General features: G+C 65.9%; 21 protein-coding genes. 11 read left to right on the top strand and 10 right to left on the bottom strand.

The window, feature by feature from the left end; translation table 11 throughout:
• The first annotated feature begins 3 nt into the window (after positions 1-3).
• The 4 genes from Rhe02_RS25560 to Rhe02_RS25545 are packed head-to-tail and all read left to right on the top strand — an operon-like array spanning position 4 to position 4,000.
• Positions 4-960, top strand: coding sequence for a carbohydrate ABC transporter permease (locus Rhe02_RS25560; RefSeq protein WP_203910888.1), 957 nt, complete (start codon positions 4-6; stop codon positions 958-960).
• Positions 957-1,784, top strand: a complete 828-nt coding sequence (locus Rhe02_RS25555; protein ID WP_203910887.1) for a carbohydrate ABC transporter permease — start codon at positions 957-959, stop codon at positions 1,782-1,784. Before Rhe02_RS25560 ends, Rhe02_RS25555 begins: the two co-directional genes overlap by 4 nt.
• A gap of 3 nt (positions 1,785-1,787) precedes the next feature.
• Positions 1,788-3,008 (top strand): 6-phospho-beta-glucosidase, encoded by a 1,221-nt coding sequence (locus tag Rhe02_RS25550; RefSeq protein WP_203910886.1) that lies wholly within the window; start codon positions 1,788-1,790, stop codon positions 3,006-3,008.
• Entirely contained in the window at positions 3,005-4,000 is a 996-nt protein-coding gene (locus Rhe02_RS25545; protein WP_203910885.1) for an N-acetylglucosamine kinase, read from the top strand. Before Rhe02_RS25550 ends, Rhe02_RS25545 begins: the two co-directional genes overlap by 4 nt.
• On the opposite strand, the gene Rhe02_RS25540 is transcribed toward Rhe02_RS25545, so the two are convergent.
• The 3 genes from Rhe02_RS25540 to pruA form a co-directional block, all read right to left on the bottom strand.
• Positions 3,958-4,467 (bottom strand): PadR family transcriptional regulator, encoded by a 510-nt coding sequence (locus Rhe02_RS25540; RefSeq protein ID WP_203910884.1) that lies wholly within the window; start codon positions 4,465-4,467, stop codon positions 3,958-3,960. The two genes, Rhe02_RS25545 and Rhe02_RS25540, sit on opposite strands and share 43 nt — an antisense overlap.
• Positions 4,468-4,589: 122 nt before the next feature.
• Entirely contained in the window at positions 4,590-5,384 is a 795-nt protein-coding gene (locus Rhe02_RS25535) for a tryptophan 2,3-dioxygenase family protein (RefSeq protein ID WP_203910883.1), read from the bottom strand.
• A 5-nt stretch (positions 5,385-5,389) separates the two neighbouring features.
• Positions 5,390-7,021, bottom strand: a complete 1,632-nt coding sequence (gene pruA, locus Rhe02_RS25530) for an L-glutamate gamma-semialdehyde dehydrogenase (protein WP_203910882.1) — start codon at positions 7,019-7,021, stop codon at positions 5,390-5,392.
• Between the two features lie 179 nt (positions 7,022-7,200).
• Here pruA and Rhe02_RS25525 point away from each other — a divergent pair, with 179 nt between their 5' ends.
• Complete coding sequence (locus tag Rhe02_RS25525; RefSeq protein ID WP_203910881.1) at positions 7,201-8,130, top strand: hypothetical protein; 930 nt, start codon at positions 7,201-7,203, stop codon at positions 8,128-8,130.
• Position 8,131: 1 nt separating this feature from the next.
• Here the strand turns inward: Rhe02_RS25525 and Rhe02_RS25520 are convergent, their stop codons facing one another.
• Positions 8,132-8,641, bottom strand: coding sequence for a DUF6912 family protein (locus Rhe02_RS25520; protein ID WP_203910880.1), 510 nt, complete (start codon positions 8,639-8,641; stop codon positions 8,132-8,134).
• 78 nt (positions 8,642-8,719) lie between these two features.
• On the opposite strand from Rhe02_RS25520, the gene Rhe02_RS25515 reads away from it, so the two are divergent.
• Both Rhe02_RS25515 and Rhe02_RS25510 read left to right on the top strand, forming a co-directional pair.
• A complete protein-coding gene (locus Rhe02_RS25515; protein WP_203910879.1) occupies positions 8,720-8,947 on the top strand; it encodes a helix-turn-helix domain-containing protein in 228 nt (75 codons plus the stop codon).
• 45 nt (positions 8,948-8,992) lie between these two features.
• Positions 8,993-9,490, top strand: a complete 498-nt coding sequence (locus tag Rhe02_RS25510) for an Rv3235 family protein (protein ID WP_203910878.1) — start codon at positions 8,993-8,995, stop codon at positions 9,488-9,490.
• Positions 9,491-9,559: 69 nt separating this feature from the next.
• On the opposite strand, the gene secA is transcribed toward Rhe02_RS25510, so the two are convergent.
• On the bottom strand, positions 9,560-12,445 hold the full coding sequence (gene secA / locus Rhe02_RS25505) for a preprotein translocase subunit SecA (RefSeq protein ID WP_203910877.1): 2,886 nt from the start codon (positions 12,443-12,445) through the stop codon (positions 9,560-9,562).
• Positions 12,446-12,577: 132 nt separating this feature from the next.
• Here secA and Rhe02_RS25500 point away from each other — a divergent pair, with 132 nt between their 5' ends.
• Genes Rhe02_RS25500 through Rhe02_RS25485 form a run of 4 tightly spaced genes read left to right on the top strand, consistent with a single transcriptional unit; the run spans position 12,578 to position 16,771 of the window.
• Positions 12,578-13,144: a GNAT family N-acetyltransferase gene (locus Rhe02_RS25500; protein ID WP_203910876.1), complete on the top strand. Its 567-nt coding sequence runs from the start codon at positions 12,578-12,580 to the stop codon at positions 13,142-13,144.
• Positions 13,132-14,247: a GNAT family N-acetyltransferase gene (locus Rhe02_RS25495; protein ID WP_203910875.1), complete on the top strand. Its 1,116-nt coding sequence runs from the start codon at positions 13,132-13,134 to the stop codon at positions 14,245-14,247. Before Rhe02_RS25500 ends, Rhe02_RS25495 begins: the two co-directional genes overlap by 13 nt.
• A 12-nt stretch (positions 14,248-14,259) precedes the next feature.
• Positions 14,260-15,231 carry a LysR family transcriptional regulator gene (locus tag Rhe02_RS25490; RefSeq protein WP_203910874.1) on the top strand — a complete coding sequence of 324 codons (972 nt, stop codon included), beginning with the start codon at positions 14,260-14,262 and terminating at the stop codon, positions 15,229-15,231.
• A gap of 58 nt (positions 15,232-15,289) precedes the next feature.
• On the top strand, positions 15,290-16,771 hold the full coding sequence (locus Rhe02_RS25485) for a S1 family peptidase (protein WP_203910873.1): 1,482 nt from the start codon (positions 15,290-15,292) through the stop codon (positions 16,769-16,771).
• Between the two features lie 64 nt (positions 16,772-16,835).
• Here Rhe02_RS25485 and hpf read toward each other — a convergent pair whose 3' ends face one another.
• The 5 genes from hpf to mtrA all read right to left on the bottom strand — a co-directional run bounded on the left by hpf (position 16,836) and on the right by mtrA (position 22,468).
• Positions 16,836-17,465: a ribosome hibernation-promoting factor, HPF/YfiA family gene (gene hpf, locus Rhe02_RS25480; RefSeq protein WP_203910872.1), complete on the bottom strand. Its 630-nt coding sequence runs from the start codon at positions 17,463-17,465 to the stop codon at positions 16,836-16,838.
• Positions 17,466-17,658: 193 nt separating this feature from the next.
• Entirely contained in the window at positions 17,659-18,366 is a 708-nt protein-coding gene (locus Rhe02_RS25475; protein WP_203910871.1) for a ComF family protein, read from the bottom strand.
• Positions 18,363-20,060 (bottom strand): hypothetical protein, encoded by a 1,698-nt coding sequence (locus Rhe02_RS25470; RefSeq protein ID WP_203910870.1) that lies wholly within the window; start codon positions 20,058-20,060, stop codon positions 18,363-18,365. Before Rhe02_RS25470 ends, Rhe02_RS25475 begins: the two co-directional genes overlap by 4 nt.
• A complete protein-coding gene (mtrB, locus tag Rhe02_RS25465) occupies positions 20,057-21,766 on the bottom strand; it encodes an MtrAB system histidine kinase MtrB (RefSeq protein WP_373320695.1) in 1,710 nt (569 codons plus the stop codon). The genes Rhe02_RS25470 and mtrB overlap by 4 nt, the downstream gene beginning before the upstream one ends.
• Positions 21,767-21,778: 12 nt before the next feature.
• Positions 21,779-22,468, bottom strand: coding sequence for an MtrAB system response regulator MtrA (mtrA, locus tag Rhe02_RS25460; protein WP_203910869.1), 690 nt, complete (start codon positions 22,466-22,468; stop codon positions 21,779-21,781).
• Positions 22,469-22,538: the final 70 nt, after the last annotated feature.

Here is a 22,538-nt window from a genome sequence, read left to right as displayed (position 1 = left end):
GCCATGTCCACATTGGTCACCAGGGGTGCCGGCCGGCCCGGCACCCCTTGGCGCAAACGCTTGACGCCCTACACCTTTGTGCTGCCGACCCTGGTCGGCCTCGGGCTCTTCCTCATCTACCCGTTGCTTTCCGCCGTGTACTTCTCCTTCACCAACATCCGGCTGGAGACGCTCACCGATCCGCCCAGCTTCGTCGGCTGGAACAACTGGCGTTTCCTGCTCGAGGACATTCGCCTGGGCAAGGCGATCGAGAACACCGTGTGGCTGGTGCTGGTGATGGTCCCGGCGCGGATGCTCGGTGCCCTGCTCACCGCGCTTTTCCTCAATCAGGTCAAGCGGGGCCGCGGCGTCTACCGAACGATCTTCTATCTCCCCGCGCTCGCGCCACCCGTCGCGGCGACGATCGCCTTTGTCCTCCTGCTCAAGCCGGGGACAGGGCCCGTCAACACGCTGCTGGCGAAGCTGGGCATGAGCAGCCCGCCATTGTGGTTCAACGACCCCGACTGGGCCAAGCCGTCGCTGGTCTTCCTTGCCCTCTGGGGCATCGGCGACCTCATGATCATATTCATCGCGGCGTTGCTCGACGTGCCCGCGGAGCTTCACGAAGCCGCCGCGCTGGACGGGGCGAACGCCTGGCAGCGCTTCCGTTACGTGACACTGCCGGGCATCTCGCCGGTGCTCCAGTTCGCCGCGATCACCGGGGTCATCGCCACGCTTCAGTACTTCACCCAGGCCGCGGTGGCGGCCAGCGTCGCGTCGGGGTCGGTCACCGCGGGCGGCGGGATCACCAACGTGTTCGGCTACCCCAACGACTCCACGTTCACCTATCCGCTCCGGCTGTACACGGTCGGTTTCGGGACAGGCGCTCTCGGCTACGCCAGCGTGCTCTCGCTCGTGCTCTTCGCGGTCTCGCTGAGCGCCACGCTGCTGTTGCTGCGCCGGTTCAGGACGTTCCTATGACACGAAGGGTTGTCCTGCTGTTCATCGCGCGCCACGCGGTGGCGATCGCGCTCAGCTTCATGTTCCTTGCGCCGGTGGTGTTTCTCCTCCTCACCTCGTTCATGTCCAGCGATCAGACGCTCACTTCGCAGATCTGGCCGCAGGACTGGCATCCGGCCAACTATGTGGAGGCCTTCAACAAAGCGCCGCTAGGCCGGTACCTGATGAACACTCTTCTTTATGCCGGCCTGGCCACCGCATTCATGTTGCTGGCCAGCGTGCCCGCCGCCTATGGCCTGGCCAAGCTGCGCTGGCGCGGGCGCAACACCACCATGGTCTTGATCATCTGCATGATGATGCTGCCGCCCCAGGTCACCACGGTGCCGCTCTACCTTTTCTGGGCCAGCAACGGGCTGACCGGATCGCTGTGGCCGCTGATCCTGCCGATGCTCGCCGGTGACGCCTTCTCCATCTTCCTGTTGCGCCAGTTCCTCGTCACGATCCCCGACGAATACCTGGACGCGGCGCGCGTCGACGGCGCGGGCGAGTGGCGCACCCTTTGGCGGGTGGTCATCCCGATGGCCCGGCCGGGCATCGCCGCGACCGCTATGTTCCAGTTCTTCTACGCCTGGAACGACTACTACGGACCATTGCTCTACACCAGCGAAAACAAGGACAACTGGACAGTGTCGCTGGGCCTTGCCGGATTTCGATCCATCCACCATGTTGAATGGCAATTGGTCAGCGCCGCGGCTTTGCTGACCATGGTGCCGATCGTGGTGCTTTTCTTCTTCGCACAGAAGGCCTTCGTCGAAGGCGTGACCCTCACCGGAGTAAAGGGCTAGCCAATGAAGATCGCTGTCGTGGGTGGGGGTTCCACCTACACCCCCGAGCTGATTGACGGATTCACCCGCTTCACCGACCTGTCCGAGGTGGTCCTGATCGACCCCTCAGCGGAGCGCCTGAATATCGTTGGCCCCTTTGCCAAGCGCTTGCTTGGGAAGGTGAGCTGGACCGACGATCTGGACGCCGGCCTCGACGGCGCAAGCATCGTGATAATTCAGCTTCGGGTGGGCGGGCAGCAGGCCCGGATCAGCGACGAGACCTTCCCGTTGGAGTGCGGCTGCATCGGCCAGGAGACCACCGGTGCGGGCGGGCTGGCCAAAGCGCTGCGCACGGTGCCGGTCGTGCTCGACGTCGCCGCACGCGCGGCGCAGCGGGCACCGGGCGCCTGGATCATCAACTTCACGAATCCGGTCGGGATAGTCACCCGGGCGCTGCTGGACGCGGGACACCGCGCGGCCGGGCTGTGCAATGTGGCGATCGGCTTCCAGCGCCGGTTCGCTGGATTGCTCGGCGTGTCGCCCGAGGAGGTCACCCTGGACCATGTCGGGCTCAACCACCTCACCTGGGAGCGCGCCGCCTATGTGCACGGCGTCGACCGGTTGCCCGAGCTGCTGGCCGACGCGGCGCAACAGGTGCAGCTCCCGGTGGAGGTGTTGCAGCGCCTGGGCAGCGTGCCGTCCTATTACCTGCGCTACTTCTACCAGCACGACTCGGTGCTGGCCGAACAGCGCAAGCAGGGCACCCGGGGCGAAGCGGTGGCCCAGATCGAGGCCGAACTCCTGCGCCTGTACCAAGACCCGGCCCTCACCAGCAAACCCGAGCTGCTTTCGCGGCGCGGCGGCGCGTTCTACTCGGAGGCGGCCGTCGGCCTGATCTCGTCGCTACTGAACGGCGACAACGCGATCCACGCGGTAAACCTGCGCAACCAGGGCCATTTGCCCTTCCTGGCCGATGAGGCGGTGATAGAGGTCAGCTGCCGGGTCGATCGCGCGGGCGCCACCGCGCTGCCCACACCGCCCGTCTTAGCGCCGTATTCGGGCCTGATCGCGGCCGTGAGCGCCTACGAGGAGCTCGCACTCCAGGCGAGTCTGCACGGCGGCCGGGACCGCGTGTACCTCGCCCTGCTGGCGCACCCGCTCGTGGGGCAGCATGACATCGCCGAGCGCCTGACCGATCGCCTGCTCGCGGCGAACGAGGCCTACCTGCCGTGGGCGCGAAAATGACTCGCTATTGGCTGGCCGTCGACGGCGGAAACTCCAAAACAGACGTTCTTGTGGGCGACGACGAAGGCAAGGTCCATTCATATGTACGCGGGCCGGGCTCGTCCCCGCAGGGGCTCGGGCTCGACCACGCGATGCGGCTGCTCGACCGTCTCATCACGACAGCCAGAGAAGAAGCCGCGCTCGGCGAGGTGATGTTTGAGCGGGCCGAGCTGTTTCTGTCCGGTGTGGATCTGCCGCAGGAGGTGGCTAAAGCCGCCGCGGCGGTGCAGGCCACCGGATGGGCCAACAGCTACCGCGTGGAGAACGACACGTTCGCGCTGCTTCGCGCGGGCACGGACGCGCCGGACGCGATAGCGGTGGTGTGCGGGGCGGGGATCAACTGTGTCGGCCGCACTCGCGACGGAAGGACAGCGCGCTTCCCCGCGCTGGGCACGCTCTCCGGCGACTGGGGCGGTGGCCAGCACCTCGGGTCGCTGGCCATGTGGCACGCAGCGCGCGCCGAGGACGGCCGTGGACCGGCGACCGCATTGCAGCAGGCGGTCGCCCGGCATTTCGGCGCGGCGACGGTGGCCGAGGTGATCGTCGGCGTCCACTTAGGAATGATCGCCCAGGAACGCTTGGCTAACATGAGCGAGCTTCTCTTCGCCGTGGCCGCAACGGGTGACGAGGTCGCCCATCGGGTGGTGGCCCGTCAGGCTATGGAAATTGTGGCTCTCGTCACCGTCGCGGCCAATCGGCTCAACCTTCAGGACTCAGATTACGCCGTAGTCCTCGGCGGCGGCGTGCTGCGTGCGCAGCACCCGCTGCTCGACGAGGCGGTCCGGAACGGGATTGGTGCCCACTCCCCCGGTGCTCTCGTAACTGTGCTTACCCAGCCCCCGGTGCTAGGCGCCGGTCTGTTCGCATTGGACAGTCTGGAAGCGACCGTAGAGTCGCACCAAGCGTTGCGTCACTTGGTGGCGGTCTTCAACCAGGTCAGCGCTGCCTTGTGATAGTTGACCGCGAACTCGAGCCCGGCGGCGGTCATCTTGTCGCCCTCTTTCTTGGCTTCCTTCGCCTGCTCGCGGGCCTCGGTGAGCTGCTCGTTGTGATATTCCTCGGCCTCCTTGCGAAGTTTGGTGCCGCCCGTGCCCAGCGCGGTGCCGAAGGCTACGCGAAGCGCATACGGATTGCGGACCAGCTCGCGGCCGGGCTCCTCGCTCAGCCAGCGGCTGAACGCGGCCTTGCCCTTCTGGGTGATGGAGTAGGGCTGGCTCGCGCGCTGGCCCTGCTTGCCCGCCTTCACATATCCCATCGATGCGAGGACCGGCAGCTCCCGGTAAACCTGAGAGCGGGTCATTGACCAATATGAGCCGAGTCGACGCTCCGCGGCGGCCATCAACTGGCCCCCCGTCATCGACCCTTCGTGCAGCAAACCGAGCACGGCTGCCGCTGTTGCGTTGATGTCTGACTCTGCCATGTCATCTACGCTACAACCAAAAAGGCCAACGTCCAGGATTTCCGCACAATCCACTGTGCACAGTTCGCGTCAGACAGTCCTGAATCGACGGTCCAATACAACCCGTTTGTCCGGTTTGTGCCTCAGAGCCGTGATCTGAGCTCCCACAGCTCCGGGTAGAAGCGTTTCTCCACGCGGGAGCGCAGATACGCCCCTCCGGAGGAGCCTCCTGTGCCAGATTTCGTGCCGATCTGACGCTCGGCCATTAACACGTGTCGCGCACGCCACAATGACCACGCCTGATCATGCGCGATGAGCGCTTCGGCCAGATCCCAAAGCGCTCCGTACTTCTCGCGATCGTTGGCGATGGTCACCAGCGCGGCGAAGCGCTCTTCGGTGTCATGAACGTCGAAACCGTGCGCGCCAAGCAGTGCGAGATAGCCGTCCCACAACGAGGGCTCGTCGAGCCGCTCCCTGAGCGCGACACGCTCATGTTCGGTCAGCCCACGGAAGCGCTCAAGATAGCCCGGATCCTTGAGTCCGGAAAGGAACTCGATTTCGCGAAACTGAGCCGACTGGAAGCCCGATGCCGGCGCCAGCTTATTCCTGAAGATCAAAAAATCCTGAGGCGTCATCGTGTCGATCACATCGACCTGATGCACCAGCACCCCTTCGATCGAACGGCAGCGCTCAAGGCGCACCCGGGGCAGATAGCTCTCGCCTTCCAGCATCCTGTCCCTGGCGTCGGAAAGCTCGTGCAGCAGCAGCTTGAACCAGAGCTCGTACGACTGATGGATGGTGATAAATAAAAGCTCGTCGTGGGCTTGTGGATCGGATTCGGGGACCTGCTGGGAAAGCAGCTCGGGCACCCGCAGATAGCTGTTGTAGGTCAGCTGCCCGCCTTGCTCACCGAAGTTGGCGAAACGCTCCTGGCTCATCAAATTCACGACCCCATGTGCGGATAGACGTGGTCTGCCGGCGGGACGAACGTCTCCTTGATGGTGCGCGGTGACATCCATCGGATCAGGTTCTGCCATGAGCCTGCTTTGTCATTGGTACCGGAAGCACGCGCGCCGCCGAACGGCTGTTGCCCGACCACGGCTCCGGTCGGCTTGTCGTTGATGTAGAAGTTGCCCGCCGCGAAGCGAAGCTCGCGCGACATCCACTCGATCGCCTTGCGATCCTGTGCCCAAACCGCACCGGTGAGCGCGTAAGGCGCCACGCTTTCCGCCTGCTTCACCACCGATTCGAAACTCGCGTCGTCAAAGACGTGCACGGCGAGGATGGGGCCGAAGTATTCGGTGGTGAAGACCTCGTGCGCCGGGTCGGTGCACTCGAAAACGGTTGGCTGGACGAAATAGCCCTCGCTGTCGTCACATGTACCACCCGCGATCACTGTGCACGCTTGCGAAGATTTGATCATCTCCAGCGCCTCCGAGTGCCGTTTGAACGCCCGCGCGTCAATCACCGCTCCGCCGAAGTTGGTGAAGTCGGTGACGTCGCCGTACTTGAGCGACTCCGTGCGGCTGGCGAGGTCGTCACGAACCCCGGCGTCCCAAAGCGAACGCGGGACATAGGCGCGCGACGCGGCTGAGCACTTCTGGCCCTGGTACTCAAAAGCGCCCCGTACCAACGCGGTCACCAGCGCGACCGGATCGGCCGACGGATGCGCGATCACGAAATCCTTTCCGCCGGTCTCCCCGACGATGCGCGGATAGCTGCGGTACTTAGCGATATTCTCGCCGACCGTCCTCCATAGAAGCTGAAAAACCTTGGTACTTCCTGTGAAGTGGATACCCGCCAGATCGGGGTCGCTGAGCGCGACATCAGAAACGGCTATGCCGTCGCCGGTGACCATATTGATCACGCCGGGCGGCAGGCCCGCCTCCTCGAAGAGACGCATCGTGTGATGGGCGGCGAACTGCTGGGTGTGCGCGGGCTTCCACACCACCGTGTTGCCCAGCAGCGCAGGCGCGGAAGGCAGGTTTCCCGCGATCGCGGAGAAGTTGAACGGCGTGATCGCGTAGACGAAGCCTTCGAGCGGCCGGTGGTCAAAGCGGTTCCACACGCCCGTCGACGAGAAGGGCTGCTCGGCGAGAAGCTTGCGCGCGAAGAAGACGTTGAAGCGAAGGAAGTCGATCAGCTCGCACGCCGCATCGATCTCCGCCTGGTAACAGGTTTTCGACTGGCCGAGCATGGTGGCGCCGTTGAGCGTGGCGCGCCACGGGCCGGCCAGGAGGTCGGCAGCCTTGAGGAAGATCGCGGCCCGATCTTCGAATGACATTTCACGCCATAGTGGGGCAGCCTTCTTGGCGGCCGTCACCGCCGAAACGGCATCGGCGTTGGTCGCATTGTGGGTGATTCCGAGCACATGGCGATGCTTGTGCGGCTGGACGACTTCGATCGCCTCACCGCCGGCCATGCGCTGCTGCCCATCGATGGTCATCGTCAGATCGGCCCGTTCGGCCTGGAGTTGATCAAGCCGGGTGCGCAATGTGGCCCGCTCGGGCGAGCCGGGCGCGTAGGTCAGGACCGGTTCGTTGTGCGGATCCGGTACCACGAATACGGCATCCATCGATGGCTCCCTCTTCCCAGGAGGAACGGCGCTGTCCTCCCACTCCTTGAGACATCCTCGCATGTGCAGGATTACCCCAGACCGACCACGCCCACGCCAGCAGAGCTGGCTAGGCTCGCTCTGGAGCCCTGTTCCCACTCCGCCCGCTTGTCCCCTCGCACCACGGCCAGGAGGCCCCGATGACCGAGCCGACCACCGTCACGCCTCCATCCTCCATAAACGATTCGTCTGGTACCGGCAAAATGTCGGAAACACCGGCCAGAGGGGGCTGGCTGGCCTTCGCGGCGGTGCTCTGGCTGATCGCCGTCCTGACCATCGTGCGGAACTTCCTCGCGCCCACCAGCGGCGATCTCGCGCTCGCGGCGGCCGCCACCTCGCTGCTGCAGCTGACCCTGGCCGGCATCCTCGCCGGAGCGGCGGTCGGGATCTGGGTGAGCGGTCAGGTAGCCGCACGCACCTCACGGGTGCCGCGCCAGGTCGTGACCGTGGCCGCCGGCCTGGTCACCGGAGCGCTCGCGAGCGCCTCGGTGCTCGTGGTGCGCGGCATGCCCGCCGACGCGGTGTGGGTGCTGGCGCTCATCCTCGGCTTCGCCGGCGCCATCGGCGGCGCGCTCAGCATGATCCGTCCCCAGATTATCGTGAGCGCGGCCGTGGTCGCCACGCTGGTCAATGTTTTCCTCTTCAACGTGATGCAGGTGAACTCGAGCTGGCTGCTGCCGATCTTCGGCGCCGACGGCACCGAGGCCGCGGACAAGGCCGCTTCCGGCTACCTTTCGGCCACCCAGGCCCTCGTCGCCGGGCTGATCGGCGGTTACATCGCCTACCGAGTCATGCGGCGGGAAGCGCGCCTGGCCGGGGTCACCCCGCGCTGGCCGCTCTACCTGCTCGCGGGTGGCCTGCCCGGCCTGCTCTGGATAGTCGGCGATCTGGTCACCCGCGTCGGCACGTCACGGCTGCTGACGCTCGTCAGCAGCGATGCCGCGGGCGATCGCCTGGTGCAGCAAGGGCTTGGCGCGTCTCGGCTCAACACCGGTCTGGTGCTCTTCTTCATCGGCGCCATCACCGCGATGGTCGCGTTTGGACGGACGCTGCCCCGCAAGGCCGAATAACTCAGGACTTCAGCATGTCGCCCAGCTCCTCGGGCGCGTACCAGAGCAGGTCGTGATCTTCGACCGAGTCCACGGTGAACTGGGCGTCGCCATCGCCCGCAGCCGCCGCCTCGATCGCCTCCGCCGCTGCGGCGACGTCGCTTTCGGCCTGCGCGGCATCGATGTGGAATGAGGCGATCGCGCTCAGCGCCACCGGCAGGCTGAGCCGCACCGCGCTTGAGCCCAGCTCCTGGCTTTCGATCTGGACAGCCGCCTCCGGCATGTCCGCCGACACCACCACACGCCGGCGAGGAGCCCCCGGATCGGCGTGCAGGAGGCGCAGCGCCTCCTGGGCGGCGCGGCTGAACGCCACGTATTCCAGCTCCTCCTGATCGCCCTCCGCGTACCACTCGCGCAACGCGGGGGTTACGGCGTGCACAGGCGCTGCCGGTACCTTGAGCTCCGGACCGTCCTGAAGCGAGGCCGCGAGCGGAACAGTCGCCGGAATGTAGACACGGACAAAGTTCGTCACGTCGTCAGTTTCGCATGCCTATCGCTCCGGCGGCTCCCAGTGGCAAACTGAACCAAACGCAAAGATCCGGAGGTAGTCGTGGACCAGCCCCGCTTCTTCACGCTGGAGCAGGTGGCCGAGGAGCTGAACACCTCGGTGGCCCAGGTCTACGCGCTGGTGAGGCGCGGTGACCTGGTGGCCATCCGGCTCGGCGGCCGCGGCCAGTGGCGGGTGGAAAGAGCCAAGCTGGAGGAGTTCATTAACCGGCTCTATGAAGAGACGGCGCAGTACGTGAAGGACAACCCATTGACGTCTGGAGACGACTGAGCCAAACTCAATCAAACTAAAGCAAACGCAAGGTTTGGAGTTTGGATGTCGGTCGTCACCAAAGCTCCTCCCGGCCAGATCCGCTTGCACAGGGCACCATTGCTCGACCCACCGTTCGACGACGAGCTGCTTCCCACCACCTATCGCCCCGTCCCATATGAGCCAAGGCTTTCCGTCCCATCCGCCGCCGTCGCCGGGGCCTCCCCCGAGTGCCACACCGCGGCGCTGAGGTTCCTCAACGTGGCCCTGGAGCTGTTCAACGGCTTCCGCTCACCGGCCCAGATGCGCCCACTGATCGCCCTCGAGCAGGGCCTGGCCATCCTCGACGAGCTGGCCCGAGCCGCCCGCAGCGCCTATGACCAGCGTCGGCGTGTCCCCGCCACCAAGGTGCGCCGCAGCCAGGTCCGCACCTGCGAGCCGCGCGACGGGGTCGCCGAGGTGGCCGCGGTCCTCAACGACGGCCACCGCAGCTGGGCCATGGCCTACCGGCTGGAGCGCCGCCCCACCGGCTGGCGCTGCTCCGCCCTCAAAATCCTGCTGTAACAGCTCCGGGCACAAAGAAGCTGGCCACACCAGGAGCGGTGCGGCCAGCGGTGGAACGGGTGGTGGCGGTTACTCGCCGCCGGGGGTGGCGCCGTGGCAGCGCTTGTACTTCTTGCCGCTGCCGCAGGGGCAGGGCGAGTTGCGCGAAGCCGGGGCGGCTACGTTGCCGACGGGCGGGGCGTTGCGCCGTGGAGAGGGCTTGCGGCCCTGGGCGGACGCGGTCTTGCCGTTCTCCCCCGCGGCGCCGGTGAGGCCGAATGCGGAGCCCTGTTGCACCTGCTTCGCGCCGCCGCCGGCCGCGCCGTCGATGGTTGGCGAGGTGTACTGCAGGGCACGCGGCTGCTGGCGCTGGCCGAAGCCCTTGGCCTTGACCTCCACGGCCGACTCCTGCTCGGGCAGGGGCATGCCTTCCTTGACCGGGGCCGGCTCGGGCTCGCCGATCTGGACGTCGGCGTTGTAGAGGAAGCCGACCGCCTCCTCCTTGATGCCGTCCATCATCTGGGCGAACATGTCGAAGCCCTCGCGCTGATATTCCACCAGCGGGTCGCGCTGGGCGTAGGCGCGCAGGCCAACACCCTCCTGGAGGTAGTCCATCTCGTAGAGGTGCTCGCGCCACTTACGGTCGATGACCGCGAGCAGGATCTGCCGCTCCACCATGCGCATCGCGTCGGGGTGGGGCAACGACTCCTCGCGGCGCTTATAGGCCCGGTGCGCGTCTTCCTTCAGGTTCTGGATGAGGAACTCGACGTCGAAGGTTTTACGCTCGGCACCGGCCTCTTCCTCAAGATCCTCGATGGTCACGCCGACCGGGTAGAGCTGCTTGAGGTTGGTCCAGAGCTGGTCGAGGTCCCAATCCTCCGGGTGCTCGCCGGAGGCTTCGACGGTCGCGCCGCGCACGTAAGCCGTGACCACATCGTCAATCATGTTGGTGATCTGGTCGTTCAGGTCTTCTCCGTCGAGGACACGGCGGCGCTCGGCGTAGACCACCTGGCGCTGCTTGTTCATGACCTCGTCGTACTTGAGCACGTTCTTGCGAATCTCGGCGTTCTGCGCCTCGATCTGCGTCTGCGCGCTCTTGATCTGCTTGGAGACCATCTTGGACTCGATCGGGACATCCTCGGGGATGTTGAATCGGTCCATGACGGCTTCGACCGCGCCGGAACGGAAGCGGCGCATCAGCTCGTCCTGAAGCGAGAGGTAGAACCGCGACTCGCCCGGGTCGCCCTGGCGGCCGGAGCGGCCGCGGAGCTGGTTGTCGATGCGGCGCGACTCGTGGCGCTCGGTGCCCAGCACGTAGAGGCCACCGGCGGCGACGACCTCTTCGGCCTCGTTGGCGCAGGCGTCCTCCCAGTGCGGCAGGATCTCTTCGAGCTCCTTGTAGTAGGCGTCGCCGTGCTCTTCCTCGGTGATGCCACGCTGGCGCAGCTCGGCCGCAGCGAGGAACTCGGCGTTTCCGCCGAGCAGGATGTCTGTTCCACGACCGGCCATGTTGGTCGCCACCGTGACGCCGGCCTTGCGCCCGGCCTGCGCGATGATCTCGGCCTCGCGGGCGTGGTACTTGGCGTTGAGCACGTTGTGGGCCACGCCTTTGCGGCGCAGCAGCTGCGAGAGGATCTCGGAGTTTTCCACCGACACCGTGCCGACGAGGATCGGCTGGCCCTGCGCGTGGCGCTCGGCGATGTCCTCGACGACCGCCTGGAACTTGGCCTTCTCGGTCTTGTAGATGACGTCGGGCCGGTCGGCGCGGATCATCGGGCGATGCGTCGGGATGCTGATCACGCCGACGCTGTAGACCTTGTTGAACTCGGCGGCCTCGGTCTGGGCCGTTCCGGTCATGCCGGAGAGCTTGCCGTAGAGGCGGAAGTAGTTCTGCAGGGTGACCGTGGCGAGGGTCTGGTTCTCCTGCTTGATCTCGACGCCTTCCTTGGCCTCGATCGCCTGGTGCATGCCCTCGTTGTAGCGGCGCCCGTGCAGGATGCGGCCGGTGAACTCGTCGACGATGAGGACCTCGCCGTCGGAGACGATGTAGTCCTTGTCGCGCTTGTAAAGCTCTTTGGCCTTGATCGCGTTGTTCAGGTAGCCGACGAGGGGGGTGTTCACCGACTCGTAGAGGTTGTCGATGCCGAGGCGGTCCTCCACCTTCGACACGCCGCGCTCGGTGATGGCGACGGTGCGCTTGGACTCGTCGACCTCGTAGTCGCCGGCGCCGTCCTTGCCCTTCTCCAGTCGAGCAATGATCTTGGAGAACTCGGTGTACCACCGCTGCGAGTGCTCCGCCGGGCCAGAGATGATCAGCGGGGTACGCGCCTCATCGATGAGGATCGAGTCGACCTCGTCGACGATCGCGAAGTTGTGCCCGCGCTGCACCATGTCCTCGGCCGACCACGCCATGTTGTCGCGCAGGTAGTCGAAACCGAACTCGTTGTTCGTGCCGTAGGTGATGTCGCACTCGTACGCGGCCTTGTGCTCCGCGGAGGGACGGTTGGGCATCACCACGCCGACGGTCAGGCCGAGGAAGCGGTGGATGCGGCCCATCCACTCCGCGTCACGCTGGGCCAGGTAGTCGTTGACCGTCACCACGTGCACGCCGTCACCGGACAGCGCGTTGAGGTAGGCCGGCAGCGTGGAGACGAGGGTCTTGCCCTCGCCCGTCTTCATCTCGGCGATGTTGCCGAAGTGAAGCGCCGCGCCACCCATCATCTGCACGTCGTAGTGACGCTTGTGCAGCACGCGCTTGGACGCCTCCCGCACCGTGGCGAAAGCCTCGGGCAGCAAATCGTCGAGGGTCTCCCCATCGGCGTAGCGCTCCCGATATTGGTCGGTCAACGCGCGCAGATCGGCATCGCTAAGATCGACGTAGTTCTCCTCGATGGAGTTGACGGCTTTGGCGATCGCCTCAAGCCGGCGCAGCATACGACCTTCGCCAGCGCGGAGAATCTTCTCAAAAAACGACACGGGTTCGCTCCCCTAGACAGTTAACGGCCCAATCGTAGGCGCTCAAGTCAGCAACCCACACCCCCGGTGGTCCACTTCCATGCCAAACCAGGATGAAAGTATTTGGTTTGGCGGGTGTGGCAGGGTAATTCCATGACACCCCAGCCCACCCTTAGCGCCACCACCGATCGTGGCGAGAAGATCATCCTGAGACCCGCCGAGGAGCGGGACATCGATGCCATCTTCCAATCCTGCAGTGACTCCGAGACTCTCCGCTGGACAACGCTTCCCCTTGACTATTCCAGGGACAGGGCAGAGGGATTCGTGAGTGAATACGCGCCGGGCTGGTGGGAGCGGGGCGACGGCGCCTCCTGGGTAATAGCTGACAGTGACGACACCTACGCCGGGCAACTCGACCTCCGCGTGGACCCCCGGGACAGGCAGCTGGCCGATGTCGGCTTCATCACCGCCCCGCACGCACGTGGCAAGGGCTACATGACCGCCGCCGTACGCGCCGCGGTGGCATTCGGCTTCGACGAGCTGAAGCTGGAGCGCATCGAGTGGCGTGCCCACGTCGGCAACGAGGCCTCGCGGCGGGTCGCCGAGAAGGTCGGCTTCCGGTTCGAGGGCATCCTGCGCAACGGCTGCCCCCAGCGCGGCGAGAGGCACGACGGCTGGATCTCGGCGATTCTCAAGGGGGAACTGGCATGGACCCGGTGACCCTGCAGACCGACGGCCTGATCCTGCGGCCGTGGGAGGCGACCGACGCCGACGAACAGATGCTTGATGCATGCAACGACCCGCTGATCCAGCGGTTCATGCCGCAGTTTCCCGACCCCTACACCCAGGAGACCTCGCAGTGGTGGGTCACCGAGGGCGCGCCCCTGGCTTGGCAAAGCGGCGGCGCGTCGTTCACGATTCGCGAGCCGGGGACTGACCGGCTGCTCGGCGGGATGGGGCTGGGAAGCGTGCAACCGTCGCGCAAGCAGGGCGAGGTGGGCTACTGGATCGCGCCGTGGGCCCGCGGGCGGGGCGTGGCCACCAAGGCCACCAGGGCATTGGCGCAGTGGGCCTTCGACCACGACTTCTACCGGCTGGAACTGCTGGTGGCCAAGGAGAACCCGGGCAGCATCCGGGTCGCGCTGGCGGCCGGGTTCGGCCGGGAGGGCGTGCGGCGCGACGGCGGCGCGACCCGCGACGGAGGCCGCCAGGATCTCGTGGTCTTCGTGCGCCTGGCCGGCGACCCGGCGGGGCCGGCGCCACGGCTGCTTCCGGACTTTCCCGGGGGCAAGCTCTCCGACGGCGTGGTCGAGGTGCGCCGGCTCACACCGTCCGATGCGGACGATTACTACTCACTCAACCAGTTCGAGGAAGTTATCCGTACCCATATAGGAGAACCGATCACCCGAGAGCTTGCTGCGCAGCGGTGTGCGCGTGCCGAATACGGCTGGCTGTCCGGAGAGGCCGCCCAATGCGCGATCGTGGACGCGGCCAGCGGCGCCTTCGCCGGTGACATCCAGTTGCTATATCGCCATCCGTTCAGCAAGGAAGCGATGATCGGTTACTCGTTGCGACCGGAGTTCCGCGGAAAGGGTTACATGACCCGAGCCGTCAACCTCATCACCGACTGGGCATTCGACAAAGTCGGCGCCATTCGGGTGATCGCCGGGACGTTCGACTACAACGACGCGTCACGCGCCGTGTTGTTACGCGCGGGTTTCGAACGTGAAGGCCACTTTAAAGCTGCTCTGCCAGGCCGTGACGGAACCAGGATCGACGACATACAATTTGTGCGAATTTCCCCGCTGGTTAATCCTTCCTGACACTGGAGGGTCATGAACCTGGAGCTGCGCCATCTAAGGGTGGTCTGCGCGATAGCGGAGACCGGCAGCGTCACGAAAGCGGCTTCCTTGCTGGGCCTGGCCCAGCCGGCACTCACCGCCCAGCTCCAGCGCATCGAACGGATTCTGGGCGGGCCGTTGTTCGAGCGGGATCGGCGTGGCGCCACCCCGACCGCGCTCGGTGAGCTGGTGCTGGCGCGGGCGAAGGTGGTGTTGCCCGCGATGAAAGGCCTGCAGGAGGACGCCGCACGACTCGCCGGTAACCACGTGACCCCCAACCAGTACCGGATCGGCGCCGTCAGCGGCCCGATTCTGGGCGGCCTCATCGCCCGGCTGGCCGCCGAGAACGACAGCGTCCAGGTGCTGACGCATCCCTCGCACTGGGCAGATCAACTCTCCGAAATGGTCAGTTCCGGGCGGCTGGACTTCTGTGTCGTAGGCGCGTGTGGCGACACGGTTCCGGGCACGCCCGCCGACGGGTTGATATGGCGCGAGATCGCCGTGGATGCCATCTTTGTGATGCTGCCTGAAACACATCCCCTGGCGCATCGCTGGGAGGTGGATCTCGCCGAGCTGGCCGAGGCCCAATGGGCGGTGTTACCGGGCGATGGTTGTTTCGGTGACTGCTTCGCGGCCGCGTGCGCCCGCTCCGGATTCAGCCCGCGCACCATGTACGAAATGGATGTAGGCAATGTCATTGACCTAGTGCAGGCCGGCCATGCCGTCGGGCTGTGCAAGGCGACCTTCCGCCGCACGCACGGAATCGCGACCGTCCCCATCGCGGGAGCGCCGCTGCGGTGGCGGCATCTGCTCGGCTGGCATCCGCGTAGCCAGGCGGCCGAATTCGCCGACGCCATGCTTGCCCATGCCGTGGCCGCCTACGAGGAGTCGGCCGCCCGCAATCAGCACTACATCGAGTGGCTTAAACTCAATCCCCAATTCAAGCCGCAGCTATCCATCGCGTGATGGTATGACGTAAACGAGATCTACCGGAGACGATCTCCGCACGCATACGTTCCCGTCCATGAATCGAAGACTATTCACCGCCTCCGCGGTGGTGTCCCTCACCCTGGGTCTGACCGCCGCGCTGACGATTCCGGCGATGGCCGGTCAGCGGCCCGATCCCGCAACCGAAGCCGCGGTGGCGGCTGGCCTGTCGCCACAGGTCTTCCAAGCACTAGCACGTGACCTGAAGCTCGACGCCGACGGTGTCCAAACGCGACTGTCCAACGAGGCCAAGGCCGGCAAGGCGGAGCTGACGCTGCGCAAGTCGCTGGGCGAAACCTATGGTGGCGCTTGGCTTTCGCCCGACGCGAAGACCTTCAACGTAGCGGTGACCAGCTCTGCTCAGGCCGATCAGGTGCGCGCCGCGGGAGCGTCGCCGCAACTGGTCAAGCACAGCCTGGCCCAGCTCGACGCGGTCAAGGACCGCCTTGACGGCATTTCCGCCAGCGCGCCGAAGACGGTGCCGGGCTGGTATGTCGATGTGGTCACCAACACGGTCGTAGTGCTTGCCCGCAGCAACGCCGACGCGGCAACCTTCGTCAAGGCAAGCGGCGCCGATCCCAGCGCCGTACGCGTCGAACTGTCCACAGAGGACCCCCGCCCGTTCATCGATGTCATAGGTGGCAACGCCTACTACATCGGCGGCTCGCGCTGCTCGGTCGGCTTCTCGGTCAACGGCGGCTTCATCACCGCCGGTCACTGCGGCACCACCGGCTCGACCACCACCCAGCCCAGCGGAACCTTCCGTGGCTCCAGCTTCCCCGGTAACGATTACTCGTGGGTACAGGTCGCCTCCGGTAACACCCCGCGCGGACTGGTGAACAACTACGCGGGCGGCACCGTCACCGTCGCCGGCTCCACCGAAGCGGCCGTCGGCGCCTCCGTTTGCCGCTCCGGTTCCACCACAGGATGGCACTGCGGCACGATCCAGGCGCGCAACTCGTCGGTCACCTACCCGCAGGGGACCGTCAACGGCCTCATCCGTACCAACGTCTGTGCTGAGCCCGGCGACTCCGGTGGCTCGCTCATCGCAGGCAGCCAAGCACAGGGCGTCACCTCCGGCGGTTCGGGCAACTGCACCTCCGGCGGCACCACCTATTTCCAGCCGGTCAACGAGATCCTGCAGGCTTACAGCCTGACCCTGGTGACCGGTGGCGGCACACCGCCGAGCAGCCCGCCGCCCAGCGGAAGCTGCTCCGGCTATGAGTTCACCCGGACCGGTTCGCTCGCCAGTGGCGCCAGCGCCTACCAGCCGGACAACAGCTACTACCAGTCGACCGTTTCGGGTACCCACCGCGGCTGCCTCGTTGGGCCGACGGGCACCGACTACGACCTGTACCTGCAGAAGTGGAACGGGTCGGCTTGGGCCGTAGTGGCGACCGGCGGAACTTCGTCGAACGCCGAATCAATCACCTACTCGGGCACGGCCGGCTACTACCGGTACCGCGTCCACGCCTACAGCGGATCGGGCAGCTACACGCTCGGCTTCAGCAACCCGTAGGCAGAAACAGCAAGTAGCACCGGCGGGCCGACAACGGCTCGCCGGTGCGCTGTTTTGTCAACGCCTACCAGGCCAGGGTAAGCAAGCCGTAGTCATAGGCCTTGCGCCTGTACACGACGCACGGGCGGCCGGAATCCTTGTCGTGGAAGAGATAGAAGTCGTGGCCGACGAGCTCCATCTGGTAGAGGGCGTCGTCAACGGTCATGGGCTCGCCGGAGAACTCCTTCTCACGAGCGATGTGCCATGGCTGGTCTTCATCCTGCTCATCGAGGACGCTCACCGGGCCGGAAGCGCCATTTGCCGTGTGGGCCATGGCTTCCTGGGCCGGGCGTTCAAACATCGCGAGCTTGGCGGTCGCCTCCGCGACCGAGATCGGCGCGTGCCGGCCACGGTGAACGCGGCGACGGTCGGCTACCTTGCGCATTTGGCCATCAAGCTTACTGATCGCCAGGTCGAGGGCGGTATAGAAGTCGCCCGCACAGGCTGCGGCGCGCACCACGGGACCACGGCTGATGCACGTGATCTCGACTCGCTGGCAATTGTCGTTCTGGCGCGGATTGCGCTCATGAAATAGTTCTACGTCGATCCGGATGAGTTTCTGGTCGTAACGTTCGACCTTCTGCAGCTTCTCCGCCACATGCACCCGATAGTGATCGGGCACTTCGACGTTACGGCCCTTGACGACGAGTTCCACGCCTGACCTCCCACACACAGTTTCCGGACGGCGAAAACCACCCGCCCTCCTCTGTAGAGAGCACTGTCGATAAAACCCTTCCTAACGCTCTCATCAGGTGGTTGATTTCTGACGCTAGCCGCTCTTCGCCGCCGCGTCACCCCTTGTTCCAAGAGAGTTTGGATGAGATTCGCCCGTTGCGGAACGGAAGTGATCAAGCGGGCAATCGGCGCTTGGTCGCTGCCAGCACTGCGCACGCAGACACTTCCAGCTCCTCATCGGCCAGCAACTCGGCCGCAGTGGCCAAGGTCACGCCCGTGGTCATGATGTCATCCAGAAGGACTACAGCTCGGCGTGTCGCCGCGTGTCGGGCGAGCCGCAGGCCGGAACGGTTGATGGCGAAGGCTTCGCGTGCCGCAGCCGCTCTTTCGGCGATGCCGAGCGCGGTCGAGTCCGCCTTGGGCCTGGCGAGCAACGGTTGACCGACAAGGGCATCCCGGCCGATTAGGTTGAGCCGCTGCGCAGCGGCCACGGCGAGCCGCCGCATGTGATCCCCGTAACGTTCCCGGGCCGATGCCGGGGTATCGGGTACGTAGAGCATCAGGACCGGCCCACGGCCCGCTACGGCCCGCGAGACCACCTGTGCCAGGAGAGCACCCAGTGGGCGGGCCAGCCGGTGCCGGCCCCGATCCTTGTACTCGATGATCAGCTCGCGCAGCTCGCCGCCGTACTCGCCGAGCGCGTAAACCGGCGGCAGGCCGGCGGGCGCGGGAGTGGGACGCGACGGATGCGCCGTGAGCGCCTCCACCGCCGTCACGCAACGAGCGCACACCTCAAAGGTGCGCCTGCCTTCGGTCTGCCCGCACCCCGCACACGACGCGGGAACGACAAGGTCTGCGAGCGCCGCCCACAGACCCGTCACAGCCAGCCTTCGAAGCTCGGCGCGCTCACCTTCGATTTGCCGTTGGGACCGGGCGTGGGCAAGGTCATCTCCTCGGCCAGGCGCACCGACCCGTTCTGGCGCACCTCGTAGGCCTCCCCCTGCAACTCGAACATGGCGTTGCCGGTGTACGGATCCGCGACCAGATGGCCGATGGTCAGGCCCTGCTGCCACGGGTTGGCGAGCTGCCTCTGGTCGGTTCCGTCGATGTTCATACGCATCAAGCTCAGCCGGCCATCCATCCCGGTGCCCGCCACGATGAGCTGACTGCGAATGAGCTCGCCGCGGCCGGCGAAGGCAGCGCTCTGTATCGACTTGAACATGGTCGGTATCCGGTACGGGATGCCCAGGATGATCGAGCCGTCGCTGCCTCGCGAGGCAAGCTGAAGCGCCCCGTCGACCACCAGGGCGAGCCCTCGGCCGTCGGCCGCCACCGAAAGCGCGGTCAGGCCCGACTGACTCAGTTTGAGCTCGGCCTTGCCGTCGATGCCGACCTGGTAAACGCCATGGTCGGCCAGCACCAGCAGCTGCGTTCCGCCGTCAAGCCAGATCGGCTGGGCGATCGATTTCATCGGGGGCATTTCGACCGTCCGCAGTGCGGAACGGCCACCGATCTTGAGCCGTTGTGAACTGCCCTCCTGCTGCACGACCGCCACAGCGCGCTCATCCTTGGCGAAGGCGGCCGCGACCAGGTTCTTGTTCTCCTCGGCTGGAAGCAGATCCGTCCCGGTGTCACTTCCGGTCAGCCGGCGCACCCGGCCATCCACCACCGCGTACCGGCGTGGCGAACCGACGACCCGGTCGTCGCGGGGCTGCTCGTTGTCGATCTCCACCTGGCCCTGCACCTTGATCTGGAGACCGGACAGCGGTGGCACCACCAGCGTTTTGGCGAGTTGTTCGGCCAGCCTCCGAAACTCCGGATCGGGCACCTTCGCCTGCAGGTCGATCACCAGCTTGTTGTCCTCACCGCGAACCACTTTGGTGACGCCGGGCTGGGTCTCCGGCGGAAGCTTGGCCACCGAGTTGGTCAGCCAGCTGGCCGGACCGATGTTGTATAGCCAGCGCACCAGCAGATTGCTTTGCGCCTCAAGGGAAAGAGCCTTGGAGACGTAGCGCTGATCCTCCACCAGGGTGCTGCCGCTCCAGAAGTGGATTGGCCTGGCCGCATAGAAATCCGAAAGCCCCGACTCGGAAATCAGCAGATCTTTGGGGGGATCGCGCAGGATGAATTCGTTTTGCTCGACCTTGAACTCGTAGTTCTTCACGCCCTCCATCGAGGGAATCAGCCGGCCGGCGTCATCGAGAATCCCGATATGTTGCACCGAAAGGTTTACCGTGAATCCTTCGACGGTGACGGTCGGCGCCTGCAGCGGCAGCTCTATCCGCACCACCTTGAGGCCGGGCCGAGGTGTCCACGAATCGCCGTCGGCGATATAACTGCGAATCACTTTCAGGTCCTCGCCGGCCGAGGCGCGGAGGAACGCCAGGACGAGGTCAACGGGATCGCTGATGCGCACGGCCCTGCGCATCGGGGGGCCGCCTCCGCTGCTGACCGGGCCTGCCGCCGCCTTTTCGGCCACCTGGTCGCTGATCACCGGGCCGGAGCCGATGCCGCACGCGCTCAGCAGCGTCGCCACCAGAACCGGAATCGCCAATCGTGGCAACACTTTTCTCATGCCCGCACCTCCGTCTTCACCAGCTGGGCGGGCACCTTTGCCTCGTCGCCGGTGTCCGTCGGCTCCAGCGGCAATGGCGACCCGGTGAGCCTCGCTCCGGCCCTTACCGGCAGGGTCAGCCGGAACTGAGCACCCTGACCCGGCCCGGGGCTGCTGGCTTCGAGCCACCCGCCGTGCAGCCGGGCATCCTCGACGCTGATCGAAAGGCCCAGCCCGGTGCCGCCGGTCTGCCTGGCCCGCGACGGGTCAGCCCGCCAAAAGCGATTGAACACAAGCTTTTCCTCGCCCGGCTTCATGCCCATGCCGTGGTCGCGCACCGTGATGGCGACCGCCTGCGCGTCGAAGCCCAGCGTCACCACCACCGGCCGGCCCTGGCCGTGGTCGATGGCATTGTCAATGAGATTGCGCAGAATCCGCTCCACCCGACGCCCGTCAATCTCCGCCACCACGGGCGGCTCGGGAGTCGACAGGCTGACCTCGACCCCGGCGCGCAACGCCACGGTGTTGAGCCGGTCGATGACCCGGCGCATCAGAGCCACCAGGTCGGTCGGCTCGCCGTCGAGCATGGCGAAGCCCGCGTCGAATCGGCTCACCTCAAGCAGATCGGTCAGCAGCTCCTCAAAGCGATCGAGCTCGGTCTGCAGCAGCTCGGCGCTTCGCGCGACGGCCGGATCGAACCCGGACCGCTGTGAATGCAACAGATCTGCCGCCATCCGGACCGTCGTCAGCGGGGTGCGCAGCTCGTGGGAGACATCGGAGGTGAAGCGGCGCTGCAGCCGGGACATCTCCTCGAGGCGAACGATCTGCTGCTGGAGGCTTCCGGCCATGTGATTGAAGGCATCCGCCAGCAGGGCCAGCTCGTCCTCGCCGCGCACATCCATGCGCTGATCCAACAGGCCGGCCGAAAGGCGCTGCGCTGTCTGAGCCGCCAGCCGGACGGGCTGGGTCACCAGCCGTGTCACGAGCACGACGAGGATGGTCAGCAGCAGCACCAGGGCGGTGCCGACGATGCCGATGGTGGCCCGGAAGTCCTCGGCGACGCCGACCTCCGTGTTGAGCGGCACCAGGTAATAGAGCTCGATCTGCTGATAGCTCCAGCGCATGGGCACCGGCCGCCCGTAGACCAGGAAGGTGCGGTCGCCAACGGTCACCACCTGATGGGCCACCATGCCTTCGTCGGCGACCTTGTGTTCCAGCTCGGGGGTGATGGCGGCTTCGACCGCCCTGAAATCGGGATCGGGGTAAGCGACCGTGCCGCGCAGGTTCGGGGAGAGGGTGGCCTTCGAGAGCTTCACCGCCACAATCACGCCGCCACCCTGCTGGGGCGATGACGCCAGCGGCGCCAGGAACTTTTCGACCTCTTCGTCGGTGCCAGCATCCTGGCCGTTCGTCCAGTCGCGAAGCTGCTGGGTCAGATAGTCGGCGCCCCTGTTCAGCTTGACGGAGGCATCCTCACGTGCGCGCTCCACCAGGGCGTCGTTGTTTCGAGCCGCCATCAGGTACCCGAAACCGCTGACCAGGACGGCCGAGGCGAACACGGTAATGGTGACCATCCGCAGCTGCAACGAGCGCCGCCAGGTGCGCCGCACCCGAACCAGCCCCGGCTTGGCCTTGACCAGCACCGCTTGGGCGGCGCGGGTGCGGGCGAGCCGTCGCGCCAGCTCGAGGGCGCGACGCGTTGCGGTGGTCAGGGTGGGGGTGCTCACGGTCTGCCCAGGTTAGCTGGTCCCCGCCTTATAACCCACCCCGCGAACAGTCAAGATGATCTCTGGACGCTCGGGGTCGGGCTCAATCTTCGCGCGCAGCCGCTGCACGTGAACATTGACCAGTCGAGTATCGGCCGAGTGGCGGTAACCCCATACCTGTTCGAGCAGAACCTCGCGGGTGAAGACCTGGCGCGGCTTGCGCGCCAGCGCGACAAGCAGATCGAACTCCAGCGGGGTCAGCTTGACCTCGTCGCCGTTGCGGGTCACGGTGTGCGCCGGGACATCGATGCTGATTTGGTTGTCGGGCGGCCCGATGTTGAGCATTTCGGGCGTGACGTCCTCGCCGCGGCGCAGCCTCGCCCGCACCCGGGCCACCAGCTCCTTGGGCTTGAACGGCTTGACCACGTAGTCGTCGGCGCCCGACTCCAGCCCGAGCACCACGTCGACGGTGTCGCTCTTGGCGGTCAGCATGACGATCGGCACGCCCGACTCGGCGCGGATGGCCCGGCAGACATCGAGCCCGCTCATGCCGGGCAGCATCAGGTCGAGGAGCACGACATCGGGTCTGGTCTCCCGGAAGGCTGCCAGGGCGCGTTCGCCGTCGGCGACGAACGACGGGGCGAAACCTTCGCTTCGCAGGACAATGCCCAGCATCTCGGCGAGGGCGGGGTCATCATCGACAACCAGGACGCGGGCTCTCATGCCGTCCAATATCCCATCCCGAGCTGACAAGCATGAACCCGCTTCGCACTTTGGCCAGGTGGATATTGGC

The organism is Rhizocola hellebori (assembly GCF_016862955.1).
Classification (GTDB): Bacteria; Actinomycetota; Actinomycetes; order Mycobacteriales; family Micromonosporaceae; genus Rhizocola; species Rhizocola hellebori.
This window is presented reverse-complemented; position numbering and strand designations above follow the sequence as displayed.

Bases quoted from the DNA above. Each gene is read 5' to 3' on its own strand.
- Rhe02_RS25470 (WP_203910870.1), bottom strand. From the start codon at position 20,060: ATGAGAAAAGTGTTGCCACGATTGGCGATTCCGGTTCTGGTGGCGACG.
- Rhe02_RS25555 (WP_203910887.1), top strand. From the start codon at position 957: ATGACACGAAGGGTTGTCCTGCTGTTCATCGCGCGCCACGCGGTGGCG.
- Rhe02_RS25550 (WP_203910886.1), top strand. From the start codon at position 1,788: ATGAAGATCGCTGTCGTGGGTGGGGGTTCCACCTACACCCCCGAGCTG.
- Rhe02_RS25510 (WP_203910878.1), top strand. From the start codon at position 8,993: ATGTCGGTCGTCACCAAAGCTCCTCCCGGCCAGATCCGCTTGCACAGG.
- Rhe02_RS25500 (WP_203910876.1), top strand. From the start codon at position 12,578: ATGACACCCCAGCCCACCCTTAGCGCCACCACCGATCGTGGCGAGAAG.
- Rhe02_RS25535 (WP_203910883.1), bottom strand. From the start codon at position 5,384: ATGAGCCAGGAGCGTTTCGCCAACTTCGGTGAGCAAGGCGGGCAGCTG.
- pruA (WP_203910882.1), bottom strand. From the start codon at position 7,021: ATGGATGCCGTATTCGTGGTACCGGATCCGCACAACGAACCGGTCCTG.
- Rhe02_RS25485 (WP_203910873.1), top strand. From the start codon at position 15,290: ATGAATCGAAGACTATTCACCGCCTCCGCGGTGGTGTCCCTCACCCTG.
- Rhe02_RS25525 (WP_203910881.1), top strand. From the start codon at position 7,201: ATGACCGAGCCGACCACCGTCACGCCTCCATCCTCCATAAACGATTCG.
- mtrA (WP_203910869.1), bottom strand. From the start codon at position 22,468: ATGAGAGCCCGCGTCCTGGTTGTCGATGATGACCCCGCCCTCGCCGAG.
- Rhe02_RS25540 (WP_203910884.1), bottom strand. From the start codon at position 4,467: ATGGCAGAGTCAGACATCAACGCAACAGCGGCAGCCGTGCTCGGTTTG.
- Rhe02_RS25560 (WP_203910888.1), top strand. From the start codon at position 4: ATGTCCACATTGGTCACCAGGGGTGCCGGCCGGCCCGGCACCCCTTGG.
- Rhe02_RS25545 (WP_203910885.1), top strand. From the start codon at position 3,005: ATGACTCGCTATTGGCTGGCCGTCGACGGCGGAAACTCCAAAACAGAC.
- Rhe02_RS25490 (WP_203910874.1), top strand. From the start codon at position 14,260: ATGAACCTGGAGCTGCGCCATCTAAGGGTGGTCTGCGCGATAGCGGAG.
- Rhe02_RS25495 (WP_203910875.1), top strand. From the start codon at position 13,132: ATGGACCCGGTGACCCTGCAGACCGACGGCCTGATCCTGCGGCCGTGG.